Genomic DNA, 20,191 nt, shown 5'->3' on the forward strand with positions numbered 1-20,191 from the left:
ATAAACGGTCGTGGCCAAAAAAAGTGAAGCAGAATTGCCAGAAACTCCCAACGGATTTAGCTTTGGCAACTTCATACAGGGAACCAAAGAAGAACTTGAAAAAGTAGTTTGGCCCAGTCGGCAACAGATTGTAAGCGAATCCGCTGCTGTGTTATTAATGGTAGCGCTCTCCGCATCTTTGATATACTTGGTCGATGGATTGTTTCACTGGGCAGCAAAACAGGTGTTCTGATGACTTTTGCAACAGATGAACCACGCAACTCAACGTTGCAGTCGGAGGAAACAGCAGAAACAGCAGAAACAGCGTCCAAAGAAGCACGCTGGTATGCAGTGCAAGTAGCCTCAGGCTGTGAAAAGCGTGTAAAGACTAACTTAGAGCAACGCATTCAAACTTTTGATGTAGCTGACAAAATTGTTCAAGTAGAAATTCCGCAGACGCCGGCGGTGAAAATCCGCAAAGATGGCAGTCGCCAGCATACAGAAGAAAAAGTTTTCCCTGGCTATGTGCTGGTGCGGATGATGATGGATGATGATACTTGGCAGGTGGTACGTAACACCTCTCATGTAATCAACTTTGTCGGTTCAGAACAAAAACGTGGTAGCAGTAAGGGTCGCGGTCATGTCAACCCCATACCACTGAGTGCTTCAGAAGTCGAACGTATATTCAAACAAACCAGCGAACAAGAAGCTGTTGTCAAAATTGACATGGCTACTGGTGATAAGATAATGGTGCTTTCTGGGCCGTTTAAAGATTTTGAAGGCGAGGTAATTGAAGTTTCTCCAGAGCGGAGTAAACTCAAAGCTTTGCTCTCAATTTTCGGTAGGGATACACCAGTAGAATTGGAATTTAATCAGGTAGAGAAACAGAGTTAAATACAAATGGCGAAGAAAGTAGTGGCGGTCATTAAACTGGCCTTGAATGCTGGAAAAGCCAACCCAGCACCGCCAGTCGGGCCCGCCTTGGGTCAACATGGTGTTAACATCATGATGTTTTGTAAAGAGTACAACGCCAAAACAGCAGACCAAGCTGGAATGGTGATACCTGTAGAAATTTCGGTTTTTGAAGACCGGAGTTTTACATTTGTACTCAAAACTCCGCCAGCATCAGTGCTGATTCGGAAAGCAGCGAAAGTTGAAAAAGGCTCGAATGAACCCAACAAAAAGAAAGTTGGGTCAATTACCAAAGCACAATTGCAAGAAATAGCCCAAACGAAACTCCCCGACCTCAATGCCAACGATATCGACGCGGCAATGAAGATTGTGGCAGGAACGGCTAAAAATATGGGCGTAACAGTCACCGATTAGTCATTGGTCATTGGTCATTAGTAAAAAATCAACAAATGACAAAGACAAATGGCAATGGACTCATAATTAAAAATTATCGGGGGAGAGGCGAGGCTTCGGAATTACCCCAGGAGAAAAAATGCCAAAAATATCCCGTCGTTTGCAGGGACTGCAAGCAAAAGTAGAAGACAAGGACTATCATCCTCTAGAGGCTTTAACCCTTCTTAAGGACACAGCAACAGCTAAATTTACCGAAGCTGCGGAAGCGCACATCCGGTTGGGAATTGACCCCAAATATACAGACCAACAGTTGCGGACAACGGTAGCATTGCCCAAAGGTACAGGACAAATCGTCCGGGTGGCGGTGATAGCCAGAGGCGAAAAAGTAAACGAAGCTAGCAGTGCTGGTGCTGATTTAGTTGGGTCAGAAGAACTTATTGACGAAATCCAGAAAGGTAGACTGGATTTTGACAAGCTGATTGCCACACCCGATGTGATGCCACAGGTGGCAAAACTGGGTAAGTTGCTTGGGCCGCGTGGTTTGATGCCATCGCCCAAGGGTGGAACTGTGACATTTGATTTAGCAGGTGCGATCGCAGAATTCAAAGCTGGTAAATTAGAATTCCGAGCTGACCGAACTGGCATTGTCCATGTTATGTTTGGTAAGACAACATTCTCGCCTGAAGATTTGTTAGTCAACCTGAAGGCATTACAAGAGACGATTGACCGTAACCGTCCTTCAGGGGCTAAAGGTCGTTATTGGCGCACATTTTATGTGTCAGCCACAATGGGGCCATCGATTAAAATTGATGTCACCGCCCTACGAGATTTGAAACTGAGCGAAGCTGGTTAATTTTTAGTCATTTGTCCTTAGTCATTAGTCATTTGTAAAGGCAAAGGGTAAAAGACAAAGGACAAATGATAAATAACAAAATTAAATAGGCGAAGCCGGAGACAGCAGGTGCTAATAGCTTAAATATCCTGCCGAGGTTAAAACTCTAATAGTCAGAATTACCACCATTAAAGGTGTGATAACTATGGCGTTAAGAGTCTTAATACTCGACCCCGGCTAAGTTAGCTGGGGTTTGTTGTTTGGGTTCAGATTTAGAAGAAACTTACAAGTAGGGCACTTCCCCGATTATTTTAAGGAGGTGAGATTGGAATGGGTAGAACACTAGAAAATAAAAAAGAGATAGTAGCCGACCTCAAAGAAACTTTGAGTAAGTCAACTCTGGCACTGGTAATAGAGTATCAGGGACTAACTGTTGCTGAAATTAGCGATTTACGGCGGCGGCTGCGTCCTAGTGGTACTGTTTGTAAGGTGACGAAGAACACCCTAATGGGCATTGCCATTAAAGATGATGAAAAATGGCAGCCTATGTCGGAATTGCTCAACGGTTCTTCCGCCTTTTTGCTGGTAAAAGAAGATTTTTCATCGGCAATTAAGGCATACCAAGAATTCCAAAAAGCCACCAAGAAAACAGAACTTCGTGGTGGTGTATTGGAAGGTCGCCTACTCAAAGAACCTGATGTCAAGGTATTAGGAGACTTGCCATCTAAGGAACAACTCATCGCTCAAATTGCTGGGGCTATCAACGCCTTGGCAACCAAGATTGCTGTGGGTATCAACGAAGTTCCTGGTTCACTGGCTCGTGCTTTGCAGGCTGTGGCTGATCAAGAGCAAAGTGGTGGTAGCACCGAAGCTGCTGTTCAAGATAGCAGCACCGAAGCTGCTGAATAGACTTCATGGTTCATCAGTCAACAGTCAAAAGCTAATGACTAATGACTAACAAATAATCAAAATTACAGGAGTTATATCAATGTCTGCTGCAACCGATCAAATTTTAGAACAACTAAAAACCCTTTCTTTGCTGGAAGCTTCTGAGTTAGTCAAGCAAATTGAAGAAGCTTTTGGCGTGAGTGCTGCTGCACCTGTTGGCGGTATGATGATGATGCCTGGCGGTGGTGGTGGTGGTGCTCCGGCTGAGGAAGCTGTTGAGCAAACTGAGTTTGAAGTGGTTCTCGAATCAGTACCAGCTGATAAGAAGATTGCCGTACTGAAGATTGTCCGGGAATTGACTGGTTTGGGTCTGAAAGAAGCTAAAGACTTGGTAGAAGCTGCGCCCAAGGCAGTTAAAGAAGGTGTTGCTAAGGATGCTGCTGAAGATGCTAAGAAGCGCATCGAAGAAGCTGGCGGTAAGGTGACTATCAAGTAGTCATAATTCCATTACTAGTTTTTTATTAAGGAGCCTAAGTTAGGCTCCTTTTTTATTTACTTTCCACCAAGACGCTCAGATCGCCGACTTCTTTAAGAAGTCGATGAGCTTTTTGTTGATAATTTATTTTAGGATTGCTATGGACTACATTAGTGAACCAATTCTGTCGATTGCGATCGCTGATTAGAAAATTTTAAGGCTTTGAGGTTCCTGTTTCTGGCTGGATCAGAATAGGCACTGCGCCTTTTTCAGAACCAATAATTACAAGCTTAGAATTATTAGATTGAGCTAACTTTTCTGTGGCTTCAATGGCTCGTAATTGTAGCATTTGGTTGCTAAGTCCACCAGAGATAATTTTTTGGGAATCGGCTATGCCTTGCGCTTCAATACGCTTTCGTTCTGCCTCTTGACGCTCTTTCTCTAAAACAAATTTCATCTGCTGATTTTCTTGTTCTGTCTTGAGTTTGTTTTGGATTGCAGCTTGTAGAGTATCAGGCATTTTGACGTTTCGTAAAAGAGCTTCCTCAACGATGAAACCTAAAGCGGGTATCTCCTGGGTGAGTTGTTGGTCAATTTTCTGCGCGATTTCTTGGCGTTTGGTAGAGTAAATAGCACTGGCTGGGTAATTTGCCGTGATGGCGCGGACAGTAGAGCGGAATCTGGAAATCACCAGTTGTGTTTCATCAGTTCCAATTGTTTTATATACTGTAGCTGCCTTCTGCGGATCGAGCTTGTACTGAAGACTGACATCAAGATTTAGGCTCAAACCTTCTTGGGATGTTGTATCTACGTTTTCCTTCACATCCTTAAGGCGAGTGGAAAAATTCAGCACCTTGCTAAAGGGGTTAAGCAAGTGGACACCAGGATTAAGAGTAGTTTCGGAAACCTCACCAAAGAAATTGACGACACCGACATTACCAGGTGGGACAATCACTAAAAGCCTAGAAATAGAATTCAGTACTGCAATACTACCAATCAATATCGTAATTGTGCCTATTGCTAAACGTGATTTTTCGCTAGATATCCTACCAATATTGAGATAAACAAGAGTTGCAATTAGGCTAGTTAAGAGAGAGACTATAAAGCCCATAAGTTTTTGTCTGTGCTTAAGACGAATATACTTAATCACATAATTCCCAAATACTTTTATGAAATTAACCTATAGAAATCCGGTTTGATTACTGAAATCATTTGCGTGGGTAGGGAATAGGGAATAGGAAATAGGGAATAGGGAATAGGCAATAGGCAATAGGCAATAGGTAATAGGATTTCAGAAGATTAAGGTATACCGAATTTCTTTTTTAAATCAAATATGAGTCCTATAGTGATACTACATTGATTAATCACTTGAGGAGCAGAAGCATAATAAATGCCCCTCAAAAGATTTTTTAATTAGAGTTAAAGAATCAGAAAAAGATTTGATAAATAAATATCTCAATCATTTTAGACTCCTGATAACTTCTGACTTCTGACTCCTGGGTGCTGAATTCTTCCGAGGTCAAAATACATTAGTTACAAAGTAATATATTGTACTCAACGGATACGCACAAATCCAGCTTCATTCATAAGTTTTTGCCCTTGGCTTGTTAGCAGCATATTGGCGTATGCCTCGCCTGCTTGTTGTTCTAGACCGCCATTTTGTTTGACAATGACAAACATCTGGCGTGTAATTGGATACTCACCTGTTTTGAAAGCATTGATATTTAACTTGTTGCGGTGATTTGGACATTGCTCGGCTTTAATCAAAGGTTCTGTATAAGGAGGTACAAAATTGTTTCCTTGTTTGGCGATTGGCAGTGCCTTAATATGACATTGTGGGACGACTTCTGGAGCGGAAGCGTAGTAAATACCACTGCGATCGCTTGCTAATTTTCTCAGGGCTTCTGTTGTATCTTGGACGTATACTACATTACTTCCTAGCTTTTCTTTACCGAGTATATTGTCAACTAAAAACTCGACAGTGCCTCCGTCTTCAAAACGACGAGAGTAGGCAGTAATTTTGAGGTTAGGCCCACCAACCTGATTCCAGTTAGTTATTTTACCAGTGTAAATATCTTTGATTTGCCTTAAGGTTAGCCCTGGAATTTGGAGATCGGGGTGAACGGCGATCGCTAATCCTTCCAAAGCCACTGGAATTTGTTTGAGACTCAATCCCCGTTGTTGAGATTGTTGATATTCTCTGTCTGCGATCGGACGGGAAGATTGAGAAAACGTCAGTTGTCCTGACAACAACATCCGAATTCCCGTACCGGAACCTGGTGTAGCATTAATCGCATCGGTATAACGTAACTCAAACTGCGGATGAGCTTTTTTGATTTCAGGATCTACATATTGTCGAATTGGTGCCCAAGATGTGCTACCACCATATAACCATGTTCCTTCAGGAGCAGTTACAGAACTAAAATCGGAGTTGACTTTTTTCCTAATTAAATATGCTGCACCACTACTGACAACCACAGCCAGTAAACCAATTAATAACCACGACTTGATATTTTTCTTGGGTTGATGAGTTGAATCCTCTAGCTTGATTGGAGTCAGCTTTGGCGGAGAACTTTCACGCAACCCTTGCCAAGTCAACGGTTCAACATTGGCTTCAATACAAATTGTTGGCAACCAAATTGCACCTGGGTAATCAGATTTAAAATGTTCTAGGCGTTTGCGTGCTTTTTTGACAGAAGTAAATAGTGACTTATTATTATGGGTAAATTCTTTAAAAAAGTACCTTAAAAAATCCACTGCTACCGGGTCTGGCACGGGTTCCCGCATGACAATAACTTGAGGCAAATGTAGTTGTGCAAGTTGGTTAGCTAATCCCAAACCATCACAAGAATTAAAAATTGCTAACTGTAATCCCTTATCAATAGCTTGCTTCAAAGCTTCCTTAAATTCTTCAATAGTCAAACTCTCTTCGTCGTTAAGTTCAATCCAACCTATTTGCCCATCTTCTTGACTTCCACTATGCCCGGTAAAAACGAAAATATGATAGCCTTGTTCATCCCAAAGTGCTTCGCACAAATCCCTGCGGCTAGGCTTAATTAAACAGCGTACTTCTACCCCATCTGTCTCTAAATCTTGAATTACCTTTAAGTCATCTTTTGTATTAATACCGTTACTCCTACCAACCGCAACTAAAATTCTGACTTTTGTACTTTTAGGAACAAGCTTATTTATCTTGGGATTGAAGCTTTTAGGTGCGCTGAGGGCGACTTCGGCATTGGGATAGTGTTCTTCAAATAAATTCCATGCCTGCCAAGGAAGGCGGCGTAAATCGATATCTTTGGCATCAATGATCACGCGAATCTCATCATTTGACTGATGCAATTGTTGAGCGATCGCAATTAGTCTATCTCGGATTGGTTGCCACTTGCTATCTCCAGAGTTGAGCCATTGATTTAGATAATCTTTGACTGCTCCTGTATGTTCAGCATGAGAATGAATCGTGATACTTTTGGGTGTAAGACGTAACCCTGGCGCGGGAGCAACACAAGAACGCACAGCCTCAATTTGACGATAGGCTGACTGCCATTTATTGAAAGATGATTCTAATTCTGGTAGTAATGGAGGTAGAAACCCTTCTGTTTCTTCATCCAAATTCTTTGCCCTGAGAATTACTAAAAATCCCTCATCTGAGGTGCGCCTGAGTTTCAAGTTGACGATTGCCATTGCTGTCTCCTTTTGTTTGTCTTAAACAACAAACTCTTCCATCAGACTTGTTTCCCCTAACACTATCTTGACACTGAATTTTTCTTCGTGTTGACAACTGAACTCTAGTTGCATCCAGTCATCTGCACTTCTTGATTGCACTTCCATCCCGGTGTTTCCTGCTTCATCCAGAACAATCAGTTGTAAATTTGGTGGTAGATGAATAGCATTATCACCTGGATAAACCCGCAGGCGAATGTCGAAAACTGCACTATCGGTGGGAGTTAACTGCACTAATAAGAGTACTTGGCTTTCCAAATCAATCACCTTTGCCCGACTGATGGAGTTAGTTGAGGGGCGAGTTATTGTACTACTGCTTCTCAAATTGCTAGCAAGCAGTAACTCTGGGGATTGCCAATCTGGCTGGAAGATTCCCGTAATCCATTGACGCAGATTTATTAATCGCGTTCGCATCTGTATAATCTCAATCAAAGCATCAAAGGATTGCAGTTGTGCTATTTGAAGTATTGCTGGTGATTCAGTCATTTCTCTTACGGGAAGAAATCCCAGCAATTCTACATAATCTAATTGCTGACTAAACTGAACTCCTACATAACCAATGCGGTCTTGTGTCATGCTTGGAGACAAAGCGATCGTAACCTCACCCGGTAACACTGGACGACATTCGAGTTTGCCAACATCCGGCAACACTAAATCAGCAACATCAAAAATTGCCCTAAAACCGCGATGCCAGCTATCGCCTTGATTTAGTGCCGTTTTGATGTTCAGCCATTTCAGGTAGCTGTGAACGGCATAAACAGCCAGAGTATTGAGATAAACTTGTTTTCCCTTTTGGGGGTTATCTTGTTGGGCGGCAAATTCTTCAGCCCAACGGTGGGCATTTTTGGGGAGAGGGACGCTTAAAATATCTGGTTGTGTGTTACTCATTAGTCAGATCCGAAATTCATACCAATTTCTCTTAACAGAGGAAGACAATTTTTCTTCCAGTGGGAGTAAAGAGTTTGATTGCTTATATTTAACTCTCTAGCAATATCAGCAATTTTATGAGGTGGTTGTTGGAGAAGTAAGCGCATTGCCAATAAGTGACAATGGCATTCGGGATTTTTGCGGGGATGGCTAGCTGTTAATTTACCCTCTTCGTCTTGCTCAATATATTGCCAGATGCGTTTGCCAAGGCACTGGCGCTCAGTTTCTTGGATTTGGGCAATTTTGATATCCAGCAGATTTAAAGAAATAGTTTCTGACTGCCGATCTGGCAAGATATCTAACAAGGTTGTTTCGTCACCCTCATCGTTGCGGGTAAGTCTGTCTAAACTGATTGTATAGTTGCTATCTGGTATATATAAATCTTTAATGCGCCACTTAAGATAGCCATTAATCCAAGTTACTATGCTTTGTTGCAACGAAGGCGATACTCCTTCCCTTCGGGACGCTACGCGAACGGAGTCACTTCGTGAACGCACTTCAAACTCGCAAATCTTCCGGCTCACCCATTCCCAAGTTTGATTCAAAGCTTCTAAATAGTCTTGGTGTCCAGACTTATAAATCCCTGGTAGTTGTTGAATGAGTATAAGCACTCTATTTAGTGCTTTCTGCCTCTCTGGACTGGGATCTGGGTAACAGCACACTTCATCTATAAGTTTTTTAAGTTGTTCATCCACAACGGTTTTGCTCCCAAGCTGCTATGGCGCTGTTAATTGCTTACCTGAAAGACAACAAAGCTTTTGCTGCTTGAGTTTACCTGATTTTTAATTCACTTATTACGTGTGGATGTTACAAATATCAAAAACTTTTTATTACTCTTGCTAGAGAAAAATTTCTCAGTGAATGGCACGAACTTAAGCCAAAATCCAAAAGCCTTTTAGAGCAATGGCATTGGCTATACTACTTTTGCACAGGTAATGTGTAGGGCATTGATTTTAAATAAATCCAAAATTACTTGCCGTTGCCATTACCACTATTTCCATTGCTATGAATGACTCGTTCGGCGAGTTTTTCCGGTACTTCTTGCAGATGGTCATATTCCCAGTGGAAAGAACCAACGCCCAAGGTGAGCGATCGCTCTTTATAAGTAGTTTTTGCACCGACCTACTTATCCGGTTTAACAATAGATAAAAACTTTCGACATATTGGGCTAGCTACTTGATTAACAATAAACTCTTTATGTAAAGCAATCTCAGCATAAGTTGTCCTGCTACCATCTATTTTAAGAGTAATAGTTCCTCCACAACAGCTATTACTATTAAGCCCTCTGGCAGGAAGTGTCGTTAAATGTGTAGGCTTTGAACTAGGAAGACTAGTAGTACATTGTTGAGATAATTGAGTACATAAAATATGAGCATCTGGAACTGAAGAAATAATACCCTCTACTATTTCTGTGCGGGGATTATTAAAACGATTACGATCAATTGAGAAGATTATTAACTTTGGTTGAATAAAAGTACAAAATTGCTGGGCAAATATTCTAGGATCTGCACTCCCTGGTCTTCCACCATGATGAGGAAAAACAAGTATGTCAGCAGGACAATGATGTATGTCTTCAACAATATTCTCAAATCCTACATCGTCAATATCTCCTGCCAGTACAGCTACTCTATGAGAATCATGGACTATACCAATCACCGCTGATATTGAGTTAGAATTCAATTTTCTTTTTTTTAAATCAGTTGCACCTGCACCACCAAGTATTAATTCATAGGTTGGTGCAAGTACTTCTAAATTGACTGAGCCAATATTAAACTTTCCTGTCTCTGTTGTCGTTAGTTTAGAAAGTACAGTTCCGAAACGTTTTTTTGAATCTGCTAAAGCAATACGTAAGTCTAACCAAATTGCACTTTTCTTAATTGCATCAGGGTTTATATGTACGTTGTGAATTTTGATATCTTCATTTGAGAGTAAGTCAATCATACCTCCAATATGATCTGCATCAGAATGGGAAATGAGGATATGTAAAATTTCTTTAATAAATAGATGCTCAAGAGTTTCTGCCAACGTACCCCCAGGTGGACAGTCAATAACGATTACACCATTTACATCTCTGATTAACGCACAATTTCCATGTCCAACATCTAAAATAATCAGTTCAGGCGAGTCCATCATCTTCATCTGGTTCAGGTGCTAATTCAAATTTTTCAAAATACAGGTCATCAGATTTTTCTGCTCCTGTGTTTACGTGAGCAAATAAACGGATATTTGGTTTTAATACAACTCTAATATTTTCTGGAATCAGAGAAGCTGGAAAACGAACAGCCTTATGGGGATTCCAACCTGGAACAAATGCATCTACAACACGTTCATGAGATTCTTCATCAATATTAGTAATCCTAACTATCGTTCTACGAGGTTTTCTAGTACTAGGTATTTTACCAGAAAGTTCTAAGGTACAATCTTCTATTCCCTTAGCAATACTTGAAGCATCGGCTTCTTCTCGACTTAGTAGTACAGGTATTTTATGTCTCCATTTTCTAATCGAAAAAGATGTATCCATTTCTGTATACTGAGTTATTAACAATGATGGAAATTTACAATCGTAAAGATTTGCAACTAATTCTGCTCCATAAAAATTAGCAAATCCAGAATTACTCAATCGATGATCGCACACAGCACCTTGAGTATTTTCTCTAATAAGTGATACCAAGTCACTGACATTGCGAAAATGTCTATTGTCTAATAAAAATGGTTGGTAGCCTGCTTCTTCTACTTCCCAAGCTGTTACCTCAGCTAGGTTTTTATCATCATCAATTATAGCTATTTTCCTATCATTCACAACTTGTGTCATACTCATAAAACTTACTCTCTAATAAGTGTTAATTCTACAATAAATTCTGCTCCACCTAATTTACCCTTTGGAATTGCATCTACCGAGCCTCCCAGATCAGTTACAGAATCTCTGACAATTGTCAATCCTAAACCTGTACCACCTTCCCTAGTAGTTTTACCAGGTAGCCAAATTTCATCTATTTTGATATTATGAATTCCTGAACCATTATCTAAAAATTTAATTTTTAAATTACTTCCTTCAATTTCAGTTCTGATAATTACTTTACGTTCTTCTATACGTCCACCTTCAATATTAAAAGCATTGATAGCATTTGTTAAAAAATTTGTAATAATTGCTTCTAGCAAAGCATCGCTTCCATAAATGCAAGGTTTAGTATCAACTTTTTCTTTAATAACTTGAATTTCACCTTCATCAAAAAAAGGTTGAAAAAGTGCAATTATATCATCAATAACACTATGGACATCTACAACACCTGCACGACGTTTTTCTCGTTTCAACAGATGCAGGGGAAAATTGGAAAAGCGTTGTAATGACTTACTTACTTGATAAAGCTTTCTAACTGGGTCTCCTAAATAGTGTTCATATTTTTCTCCCAGAAATTTTTTACCCATTTTTTCTATTCTGTTAGCTATTTTTTCAATTGAAGTCACTGGTTTGCCAGATTCATGAGCGAAAACTGCTGCGGTTGTTCCGGCTGTAGCTAGACTACGATACAACTGAAGGTCTTCACGTAATACCTTGGTTTCACGTTCTGTTACAGTTTCGTATTGCTGAACAGCTTCTAAGACTTTAGGACGAGATTCTTGAGGAACTTCTGCTTCAATAACTTCTTCAATTCTGGCTTTAGCTTCTGTAATATCACGAGGAACTAGTTTCTTAACCCTTTGTCTTTGAGTTTCAGTGACTTTAAGCCTTTCTTTCGCCATCCATTCCAACACATCAATTGCGAAGCGTTTTAATTCTAAAAAAGCTTCATTTTCAATAAAACCAAGCCGATCAGTTTTCTGAAGTAACATATCTTCCGGGTCATTAACAATTACTCTACCAATAACTGTTTTTGTTGAAGGGCGAACCTCTGGATTTCTTGCTCGTGCATAATTTAAGTTCAACCAATCATCGTCCGGATCTCCATAGGGTTTTACCCGCAAACCTCTATGGTAGAGACGAACATTCCCTACTTGAGCAAGCCATTCTCTAACTTGTGTGAAAGAAACAGAAGTCTTTCTAGCTGAAAAAGTTTGAGGATTTAGAAAGAATACCCACAGATCAAATTCTGTTGCAGGTGTTTTGTAAGGCTCTTGAGAAATATCACTATGTTTTGCATGAAAAATTACGTTCTTCTGCCAGTCTAGCAATCTTGCTTCAGCAATCCCAAGTTCATTTATGCTAGTTTGCAATTGATATTCTGCATCATCAAAGTAAGCATTATTTACTTGTTTTTCAATTTCAGAAAATTCTGGAGCAATAAGTTTAAGGCGAAAACCTACATGATTTTCAAATGGATCTGCTAGTAGTAAAAGTTCCCTAGCTAGTCTTTGGATATCACGTTTATTAAATATATTTTTAAGATTGCTAACTATAATATCAGTTCCATACCGTTTATCTGTGCTACTTTTTTGGACATCAAAAGCAACATCTTCTACTACATCAGCTTCCTGAAAATCATCCCAATTAATCGTTAAAAAATATTCAACTCCTGGCTCATCTTTAGGTCTAGTTTTTAAGAATACTTGAGAACCCATCTGTAGAGCGGCTAACCTACCTAATCCTTTATTACCTACAGGTGAGCGACCTAATTGAGTTACTTTACGGATAGCTTTTTTTGAGCGACCTAACACCAGCCATCCCTCGCTAATGGCATCTTTATCCATACCAACACCGTTATCTGAAATAATAATCGAGCCACCTATAGCGTTAGTTTTGATAAGTTCTACTGTGCATTCAGTAGCATCAGCATCATAAGAATTCTTAACTAATTCGATGATTCCTTGGTCTGGATTTGGAATGAGTTCTTCTCCCAGCCTTTGCAGAATTTTAGGTGAAAACTTAAAATGCATCATTATAGTTAGTAAGTATAAAGAGTTAACATAATGGAGTGACACATAGAGAGTATTTAGCCTTGATTATCTATCTAAATTTTAAATCTTCCGCTTTAGCCTAGCAAACAAGACCCGATCTTTGAGCGATCGCTAATATTCGCCTCGACGCAGGGAGTTTTTTGATAAGTGATTAAACGGACATAATATTAATCCTTGCTTATCAATCGCAAACACTACAAAAGAAGAAAAATCTGTGTAAAATCAAGGACACCCAGAAGAGGTGTCCTTAAATATAAACTTAATGGATTTCCAACAAATCCCAAATTACTTGCCGTTGCCGTTACCAGCATTGCCATTACTGTGAATGACTCGTTCGGCGAGTTTTTCCGGCACTTCTTGCAGATGGTCATATTCCCAGTGGAAAGAACCAACGCCCAAGGTGAGCGATCGCAGCTCTACAATAAAGTTTTGCATCTCTGCTTGTGGCAAGTATGCAGAGACATTATCCCAGCCTTGCCAATCGTTTCTCCCCTCATAGCCTAAAATTTGCCCCCGTCTACCACTCAACAGTTGCAGCACTTTGGAGGTGAATTCGCTCGGTGTTGTTACTTCCACCCGCAGAATTGGTTCTAACAAGGTAGGTTCCGCTTGGGGTATCCCCGTTTGCATTGCCAATCGCGCAGCTTGCTTAAAGGCTTGTTCAGAACTATCAACGTTATGATACGAACCATTAGTCAAAGTTACCGCTAAATCCACTATTGGAAAGCCCAAAGGCCCATGTGTGAGAAATTCCCGCACGCCCATTTCCACCCCAGGAATGTACTGTTTGGGAACCACGCCGCCGACAATAGTTTCATTAAAATTAAAACCTGTACCGCGTGGTAAAGGCTTGATGTCGAGAAAAACATCACCAAACTGTCCGTGACCACCGCTTTGATGTTTGTAGCGCCCATGAACTGAAGCCACTGTTTTACGGATGGTTTCTTTGTAAGGCACTTGCGGTAACTGGGTTGTCATCGGCAAATTATATTTGCGGCGCAGTCTATCTAGGGTGACTTGCAAATGAATCTCGCCTTGACCCCACAGAATAACTTCATGGGTGTCGCCGTGTTGTTCCCAAGCAAGTGAACAGTCTTCTTCTAACAACTTGGTAATAGCACTGCTGAGTTTGACTTCATCGTTGCGCTTTTCTGGTGTAATAGCTAGAGCATACACTGGTTCCAACTGTACAGCTTTGGGTAATTCCATCGCCGCCTGAGGTTCTGTAGAGATTGTATCGCCTGTCTTGATTCCTTCTAAACGGCTCAATGCGACAATTTCACCAGCAGCAACTTCATTGACGAACTGCTGTTGTTGTCCCATGAGGCGGTAAATCCCGCCAGTGCGAATGCCATTGAGGACAATACCATCAGTTAATTTGCCACGCCAAACACGCACGAGAGAGAGTTTGCCACCTTGCGGAGTGTAGTAAGTTTTTAATACCTGCGCTAAAGCTGTATCACCTTTTATGTTTTTTAAACGACGTTCTGCTGTGGTTTCTGGTTCGGGGGCTTCCCGTAACAAGGCTTCTAATAGAGGTCTAACACCATAATCTTGTTCTGCGACACCAAAGAAAACGGGCACTACTAAATCTGCCCCTAATTCCATTTTTAAATCTTTGAGGATTTCTTCTTGAGGAGGTTCGATATCTTCTAAAAGTTCTTCGAGTAAATGGTCGTCAAAATTTGCTAGGGCTTCAAGCATTTCTGCCCGTGCTGTATGTTCTTCTTCTTTTAAACTTTCGGGGAAGGGAATGGGGTCTGCTGGTGCGCCTGGATGATATTGATATGCCTGTTCGCTCACCATATCGATAAAGCCAGTGAGTTGTTCCCCGTTCATGATCGGATATTGATGCGCTACCAAAGGACGGCTAGATACTGCTTTTAGGGCGTGTAACGTTTCTAAAACATGAATATTTGCCCGATCCATTTTGTTAACAAAGACGAGATGGGGAATTTCCCAATCATCCAGGAATTTCAATAGAGGGGCAAGGGTGAGGACTCGTTCGCGGATGGGTTCGCAAACTACAATTGCTGCATCGACTCCAATTAAAGCATTGTAAGTTTCTTGAGCAAATTCTACACTTCCCGGACAGTCAATAAAGGTGAAGCGGATGTCGTTATACTCAGTGCTAGCGGCGCTGACTTCTACACTCATGTGGCGATCGCGCGACTCGGCTGCACTATCTCCGACTGTATTACTGTCTTTAACACTGCCTTTGCGAGAAATTGCCCCTGTGACAAATAACAAGCTTTCTAGTAAAGTGGTTTTTCCACTTAAATAAGGCCCAACAATTGCAACGTTCCGCGAACCCGATTTTACTTTTTCGTTCATAAAACCCCCCTTGCGGTAAGTCTTTTATAACCGCATGATTCTGTATATATCAAGGGTTAAAGAAGAATCCAGAAGTCAGAATTCAGGATTAAGAATCAAGACGTTTGCGGACTCGCTACCGCCTTAAACCCATTTATTCAGATACCAGTCGTAAAAATTCATTCTGAATTCTAACTCCTGATTCCTGAATTCTATTTGATAAAAAATGGTTCTCTGGAGTCAAAGTTACCCCTTCTTTAATTCGTTATTATCCTCCCTTTAATTGGAAGTTAAAAAAATTGTAGCCTGTCGTAAGATTTAGCTTAAGAAAAATTAAGCATCAAAAATTTTTATGCCGAATCAAAAATTTTTGTAAAAAACTTTTTCTGAAGTAAATTTAACTGAAAGTGTTGTGAGTTAGAAAATCGATGAGATTATCATTCTTTAAATATCGTATAGCAGGGTTAGTAAGTTTGATGCTGATTATGAGTATTTCCTCCCCCTCTCTTGCTCTATCTCCTCCTCTCGCCTCCAAGTTGGCACAATCTAATCCTAAAACTGCCATAGACTGGTTAAACCAGGGTTTACAAGCAATTCAGGCGGGAAAGGTACAAGATGCGATCGCCGCCTTTAAACAAGCAGCTAAATTAGACCCGAAATTAGCACCAGCACACTATAATCTAGGGCTAGCATTCCGACAAACGGGACAATTGCAACCCTCTGCGGATGCATTTTATCGAGCGACGCAAGCCGATCCGAAATTTGCTCCAGCTTTTGCCAATCTAGGCGGTGCGTTATTAGAAGGCAATAATTTACAGTTAGCTAACGATTATTTGCAACACGCCTTAGAACTAGATCCCAAACTCGGATTTGCCCACTATAACTTGGGGTTGGTGCGAGAACAGCAAGGAGATTGTAAGCAAGCGATCGCATCTTTTAAAAAAGCCATAGAATATAGCAAAAATGCACCAGAACCTCCTTACCATATAGGGATGTGTTATCTCCAGCAAGGTAAACTCGATCAAGCCAGAAGTGCATTTTATCAAGCATTAAAAATTAATCCCAAGTATCCAGAAGCTTACTACAATCTCGGCTCAATTTTTTTTCAGCAAAGTAAATTGCAAGAGGCATTAGAGGCTTTTAGAAAATCAGCCGAGGCTAACTCTAATTATCCCAATGCTTATTATGGTGCTGGATTAGTTTTTATGCAGTTACAGCAATATGGAGATGCAGTACAAGTATTGCAATTTGCTAGAGATTTATATAATGCTCAGAAAAATCCTCAGTGGGCAAAAAATGCCGAGCAATTGTTGCAACAAGCACAAAATTTAAATTACAAACCTCGCTGAGGCGCAAACGCTTAATATTGCATAACATAAAACTATTGGGTTGACTCGCTGGTGTTGTCTGAAGTTGTCCCGATTGGAAAAACGTACATGCAAAAGCGCCTGAAGAGTCGATTTTTATTTAGCGATCGCTGGCTTGATCGGCAATCCATTGTTCGCAATATGGAAGCCTTTCAAGACTTAATCGTGATTGTTTTGTGTTTGGGTTTGTTCGCCGTTATGCTAATCCAATTGTGGGGGATAGCTATCGCCCTCACGCAGCCACTAGATTATAAACATGTGACTGCAAAAATACTATTTGTGTTGATTTTAGTCGAGTTATTTCGACTATTAATGGTTTATTTGCAAGAACATAGTATCTCTGTAGGAGTGGCAGTTGAGGTAACAATTGTATCTCTACTGCGAGAGGTAGTAGTTCACGGAGCGCTGGAAATTTCTTGGGTTAATACGCTTGCAATTTGTGGTTTATTGTTTGTTTTGGGTGGATTACTCGTGGTATGTGCTAAGACACCACACATGGATTGTATGAGTGCTAATACTAAGTTTTGTCCGGTTGTGTATAGGGGAGGTAGAGAACGGCAAAACGAGTTGGAATTACAGTATTCACGTCAATGTGATGAGAATCAACCGCTTGGATAAATTGTTATGAAAATGAGGAGTGGGAGAGACACGATTAATCGCGTCTGTAGTGGAGAGTGGTGAAAAAGTATTTTACTACTCTCCATTCTTTTGTTTGACACTGTATCAGTAGACCTCTTGCAAAAGTAATTTTTGCAAGAGGCGGGAAAAGGGGAAAGGTTATGGTTCGGCAAGCTCACCAACCAGGGAAAAGGTTTTTATTGTTCCTTTAACCTTTCCCCCTTACCCTTTTACCGACTTATGCAAGAAGTCTAGTAACTTGGATGGATATAAAATCTAAAAGGGTATAACCTACTTTTACAAGGTACTTCCGACGTATTGAAATATACTCTTTTTGGAAGATGAATCGCTCTTTAAGGGTGAGTATAACGTTAGTTAGAAATCTGAAAAGAGGTTCAAACAATGGCTACAAATACTGGTAACGGACAATCTCAAACAGCGATTAGCGACTTGGAATATGATTTTGTCACCGTTTTGCACAATAAGGCTGAAGCTGTTAAAGCTTATGATACCTACATCAAAGATGCAGAACAAGTAGGTTCTCAGCCTTGTGTAGAGTTGTTCAAAAAATTGCGGCAATCTGATATTGAACACGCACAAGAAATTCGCCAACATCTACAACAAGTACTACAACACGGTAAGATGTAACCCAGGTTTGGAAATGCATGGGCGTATATGCACTTGCTGATTACATTAGACGCAAAGCGAAAATTGGATATAGAAAATCTATCAAAAATAGTAAACATGCGTCTGTTTCAGCAAAAAAAAGCAGATGGGAATAACCATCTGCTTTAATAAAATATTTATTCTCCCTTTTACATAGATACCAACTGATTAACTGGAGCAATACCAGCCAAATCTAAAATTGGTGCGATCGCATCTTCACGCTTCACCGCCATCATGTGAACCCCTTGACACAATTGCCGTGCTATCTGCACTTGCTCGGCAGCAATTTTTTTGCCTTCTTCAAAAGGGTCTTTGGCTTTTGCCAATCTATCAATAATATGTTGGGGAATATTTACACCCGGAACACATCTATTAATAAACTGGGCATTTTTTGCCGATTTCAACAGAAAAATTCCTGCCAAAATCGGTTTTTTATAGTCAGCAGCAATCTTATCCATAAACTTTTCTAGCAGATCAAAATCAGTAATCAACTGACTTTGAAAAAATTGCGCTCCGGCTTCGATTTTGCGTTCAAATCGACTTTGCAAACCCGACCAACTTTTACATTGCGGATCTACTGCTGCACCAACAAATAAATCTAAGGCTCCATCAGTCAAGGGTTTTTCATTGCAATCAACACCTTGATTCATCTTGCGGATCAGTTGCAGCAGTCGCACTGCTTCAAAGTCAAACACTGCTTTGGCATCTGGATGATCGCCTGCTTTTACTGGGTCGCCAGTTAAAGCTAAAATGTTATTTATGCCTAAAGCATGAGCGCCCATCAAATCAGCTTGTAAACTTATGCGGTTGCGATCGCGGCAAGCAATTTGACAAATCGGCTCTATACCATTTTGTGACAAAATCACCGACGCCATTAACGAAGACATCCTTAACACGGCGCGGCTACCATCAGTTACATTGACGGCATGAACCCTCCCCTTAAGAGTCGCCGCCATTTGAATCATGTGCGCTGGATCTCCCCCTTTCGGCGGTGCTACCTCGGCGGTAACTAGAAATTCACCTGCTTGTACAGCTCTACGAAAGTCATTTAAGCCTGTGGGGCTGTGGGTGTGATGCATAACATTAAGGTCTTCAATTTCTTAAATGGTATAACAAATCACACCTAAAGGTGAAAACTTATAGAGGAAGAGAATAGCCTAAAGCAGTTTTGACTTGTGATAAAGTTTGATTTGCGATCGCTCTAGCTTTTTCTGCTCCATCCCGTAATACAGACTCTAAATAACCTTTATCGCTCATTATCGAGTAATATTTTTCTTGAATTGGTTTGAGGGACTCAATAATTGTATCTGTCAACAATGGCTTGAACTGTCCCCAGCCCATATCCTGACACTCAATTGCCACATCTTCCTTTCTCTTGCCAGCAAGCAATGTATAGAGCGTTAACAAATTATTACACTCTGGACGCGCTGGATCGTCGAAAGTCAGACCACGAATCGGATCGGTTTTACAACGCTTAATTTTGTATTGAATCTGTTCCGGTGAATCTAGTAAACCGATCCGGCTTAACTCCGAAGGATCGGACTTTGACATTTTGCGTGTACCATCCGCCAAACTCATCACCCTAGCCCCTTCCTTACGAATCAAAGGGTCTGGTAACTTCAGAACTGGTTGATCTGGTTTACCAAATTGGTGATTTAACCGAGCTGCAATATCCCGTGTCAATTCCAAATGTTGCTTTTGGTCTTCACCCACTGGCACTTTATCTGCTTGGTAAAGCAAAATATCAGCCGCCATCAGCACAGGGTAATCTAACAAACCTACACTCACATTTTCTGCCTGCTTAATGGCTTTTTCTTTAAACTGGATCATATCTTGCAGCCAGTTTAGAGGTGTAATGCAGTTGAGCAACCAAGTGAGTTCGCTGTGCGCCGAAACGTGAGATTGTACAAAAATGGTGGAGTGATTTAAATCAAGACCACAAGCTAGATAAAGAGCAGCAAGAGTGTAGGTATCAGCTGCTAACTGTTTTGGATCGTGTGGCACTGTAATCGCGTGCAAATCAGCCACAAAAAGGTAATTTTCGTATTCGCTCTGACCTTCTACCCAGTTGCGAATGGCTCCCAAGTAGTTACCTAGATGGTAATTGCCGGTTGTTTGAACTCCAGAAAGAACACGTTGCTTGCCCATAAATTTCAACTTACTTATCTCAAATCCGCGCTATGTCTAGTGGCGATGTCTGGCGAA

At 40.8% G+C, this 20,191-nt stretch carries 19 protein-coding genes and 1 other annotated feature; of the genes, 9 read left to right on the forward strand and 10 right to left on the reverse strand.

The genetic code is table 11. The features are described 5' to 3' along the window. Positions 1-10: 10 nt before the first annotated feature. The 6 genes from secE to rplL all read left to right on the forward strand — a co-directional run bounded on the left by secE (position 11) and on the right by rplL (position 3,500). Positions 11-232, forward strand: coding sequence for a preprotein translocase subunit SecE (secE, locus tag RMX98_RS16695; protein WP_322678465.1), 222 nt, complete (start codon positions 11-13; stop codon positions 230-232). Next, positions 232-873, forward strand: coding sequence for a transcription termination/antitermination protein NusG (gene nusG, locus RMX98_RS16700; protein ID WP_322678464.1), 642 nt, complete (start codon positions 232-234; stop codon positions 871-873). Before secE ends, nusG begins: the two co-directional genes overlap by 1 nt. Positions 874-879: 6 nt before the next feature. Next, positions 880-1,305, forward strand: a complete 426-nt coding sequence (rplK, locus tag RMX98_RS16705) for a 50S ribosomal protein L11 (protein ID WP_094348918.1) — start codon at positions 880-882, stop codon at positions 1,303-1,305. A gap of 118 nt (positions 1,306-1,423) precedes the next feature. Further along, positions 1,424-2,137 (forward strand): 50S ribosomal protein L1, encoded by a 714-nt coding sequence (gene rplA / locus RMX98_RS16710; RefSeq protein WP_322678463.1) that lies wholly within the window; start codon positions 1,424-1,426, stop codon positions 2,135-2,137. 77 nt (positions 2,138-2,214) lie between these two features. Next, positions 2,215-2,383 (forward strand) — a sequence feature (ribosomal protein L10 leader region). 63 nt (positions 2,384-2,446) lie between these two features. Next, positions 2,447-3,025, forward strand: coding sequence for a 50S ribosomal protein L10 (rplJ, locus tag RMX98_RS16715; protein WP_322678462.1), 579 nt, complete (start codon positions 2,447-2,449; stop codon positions 3,023-3,025). 79 nt (positions 3,026-3,104) lie between these two features. Beyond that, complete coding sequence (rplL, locus tag RMX98_RS16720) at positions 3,105-3,500, forward strand: 50S ribosomal protein L7/L12 (RefSeq protein ID WP_322678461.1); 396 nt, start codon at positions 3,105-3,107, stop codon at positions 3,498-3,500. Between the two features lie 193 nt (positions 3,501-3,693). On the opposite strand, the gene RMX98_RS16725 is transcribed toward rplL, so the two are convergent. The 8 genes from RMX98_RS16725 to RMX98_RS16760 form a co-directional block, all read right to left on the reverse strand. Then, positions 3,694-4,590 (reverse strand): SPFH domain-containing protein, encoded by an 897-nt coding sequence (locus RMX98_RS16725; protein ID WP_322678460.1) that lies wholly within the window; start codon positions 4,588-4,590, stop codon positions 3,694-3,696. Between the two features lie 443 nt (positions 4,591-5,033). Further along, positions 5,034-7,163 (reverse strand): substrate-binding domain-containing protein, encoded by a 2,130-nt coding sequence (locus RMX98_RS16730; RefSeq protein ID WP_322678459.1) that lies wholly within the window; start codon positions 7,161-7,163, stop codon positions 5,034-5,036. Between the two features lie 21 nt (positions 7,164-7,184). Further along, a complete protein-coding gene (locus RMX98_RS16735) occupies positions 7,185-8,090 on the reverse strand; it encodes a DUF1822 family protein (protein WP_322678458.1) in 906 nt (301 codons plus the stop codon). Further along, positions 8,090-8,824: a helix-turn-helix domain-containing protein gene (locus RMX98_RS16740; RefSeq protein ID WP_322678457.1), complete on the reverse strand. Its 735-nt coding sequence runs from the start codon at positions 8,822-8,824 to the stop codon at positions 8,090-8,092. Before RMX98_RS16740 ends, RMX98_RS16735 begins: the two co-directional genes overlap by 1 nt. Before the next feature lie 427 nt (positions 8,825-9,251). After that, a complete protein-coding gene (locus RMX98_RS16745; protein WP_322678456.1) occupies positions 9,252-10,262 on the reverse strand; it encodes a ComEC/Rec2 family competence protein in 1,011 nt (336 codons plus the stop codon). Then, positions 10,246-10,947, reverse strand: coding sequence for a hypothetical protein (locus RMX98_RS16750; protein WP_322678455.1), 702 nt, complete (start codon positions 10,945-10,947; stop codon positions 10,246-10,248). Before RMX98_RS16750 ends, RMX98_RS16745 begins: the two co-directional genes overlap by 17 nt. A gap of 5 nt (positions 10,948-10,952) precedes the next feature. Beyond that, positions 10,953-13,004 carry an ATP-binding protein gene (locus tag RMX98_RS16755; protein WP_322678454.1) on the reverse strand — a complete coding sequence of 684 codons (2,052 nt, stop codon included), beginning with the start codon at positions 13,002-13,004 and terminating at the stop codon, positions 10,953-10,955. A gap of 303 nt (positions 13,005-13,307) precedes the next feature. After that, positions 13,308-15,356: an elongation factor G gene (locus RMX98_RS16760; RefSeq protein ID WP_322678453.1), complete on the reverse strand. Its 2,049-nt coding sequence runs from the start codon at positions 15,354-15,356 to the stop codon at positions 13,308-13,310. A 407-nt stretch (positions 15,357-15,763) separates the two neighbouring features. On the opposite strand from RMX98_RS16760, the gene RMX98_RS16765 reads away from it, so the two are divergent. From RMX98_RS16765 to RMX98_RS16775, 3 genes are all read left to right on the forward strand, one after another. Further along, positions 15,764-16,684 (forward strand): tetratricopeptide repeat protein, encoded by a 921-nt coding sequence (locus RMX98_RS16765; RefSeq protein ID WP_322678452.1) that lies wholly within the window; start codon positions 15,764-15,766, stop codon positions 16,682-16,684. 87 nt (positions 16,685-16,771) lie between these two features. Further along, a complete protein-coding gene (locus RMX98_RS16770) occupies positions 16,772-17,320 on the forward strand; it encodes a phosphate-starvation-inducible PsiE family protein (protein WP_292717985.1) in 549 nt (182 codons plus the stop codon). Positions 17,321-17,722: 402 nt separating this feature from the next. Then, positions 17,723-17,968: a hypothetical protein gene (locus tag RMX98_RS16775; protein WP_322678451.1), complete on the forward strand. Its 246-nt coding sequence runs from the start codon at positions 17,723-17,725 to the stop codon at positions 17,966-17,968. Between the two features lie 167 nt (positions 17,969-18,135). Here the strand turns inward: RMX98_RS16775 and RMX98_RS16780 are convergent, their stop codons facing one another. Then, on the reverse strand, positions 18,136-19,065 hold the full coding sequence (locus tag RMX98_RS16780) for a methylenetetrahydrofolate reductase (protein WP_322678450.1): 930 nt from the start codon (positions 19,063-19,065) through the stop codon (positions 18,136-18,138). A gap of 58 nt (positions 19,066-19,123) precedes the next feature. After that, a complete protein-coding gene (trpS, locus tag RMX98_RS16785) occupies positions 19,124-20,134 on the reverse strand; it encodes a tryptophan--tRNA ligase (protein WP_322678449.1) in 1,011 nt (336 codons plus the stop codon). Positions 20,135-20,191: the final 57 nt, after the last annotated feature.

Source organism: Nostoc sp. DedQUE02 (assembly GCF_034531035.1).
Taxonomy (GTDB): Bacteria; Cyanobacteriota; Cyanobacteriia; order Cyanobacteriales; family Nostocaceae; genus Nostoc.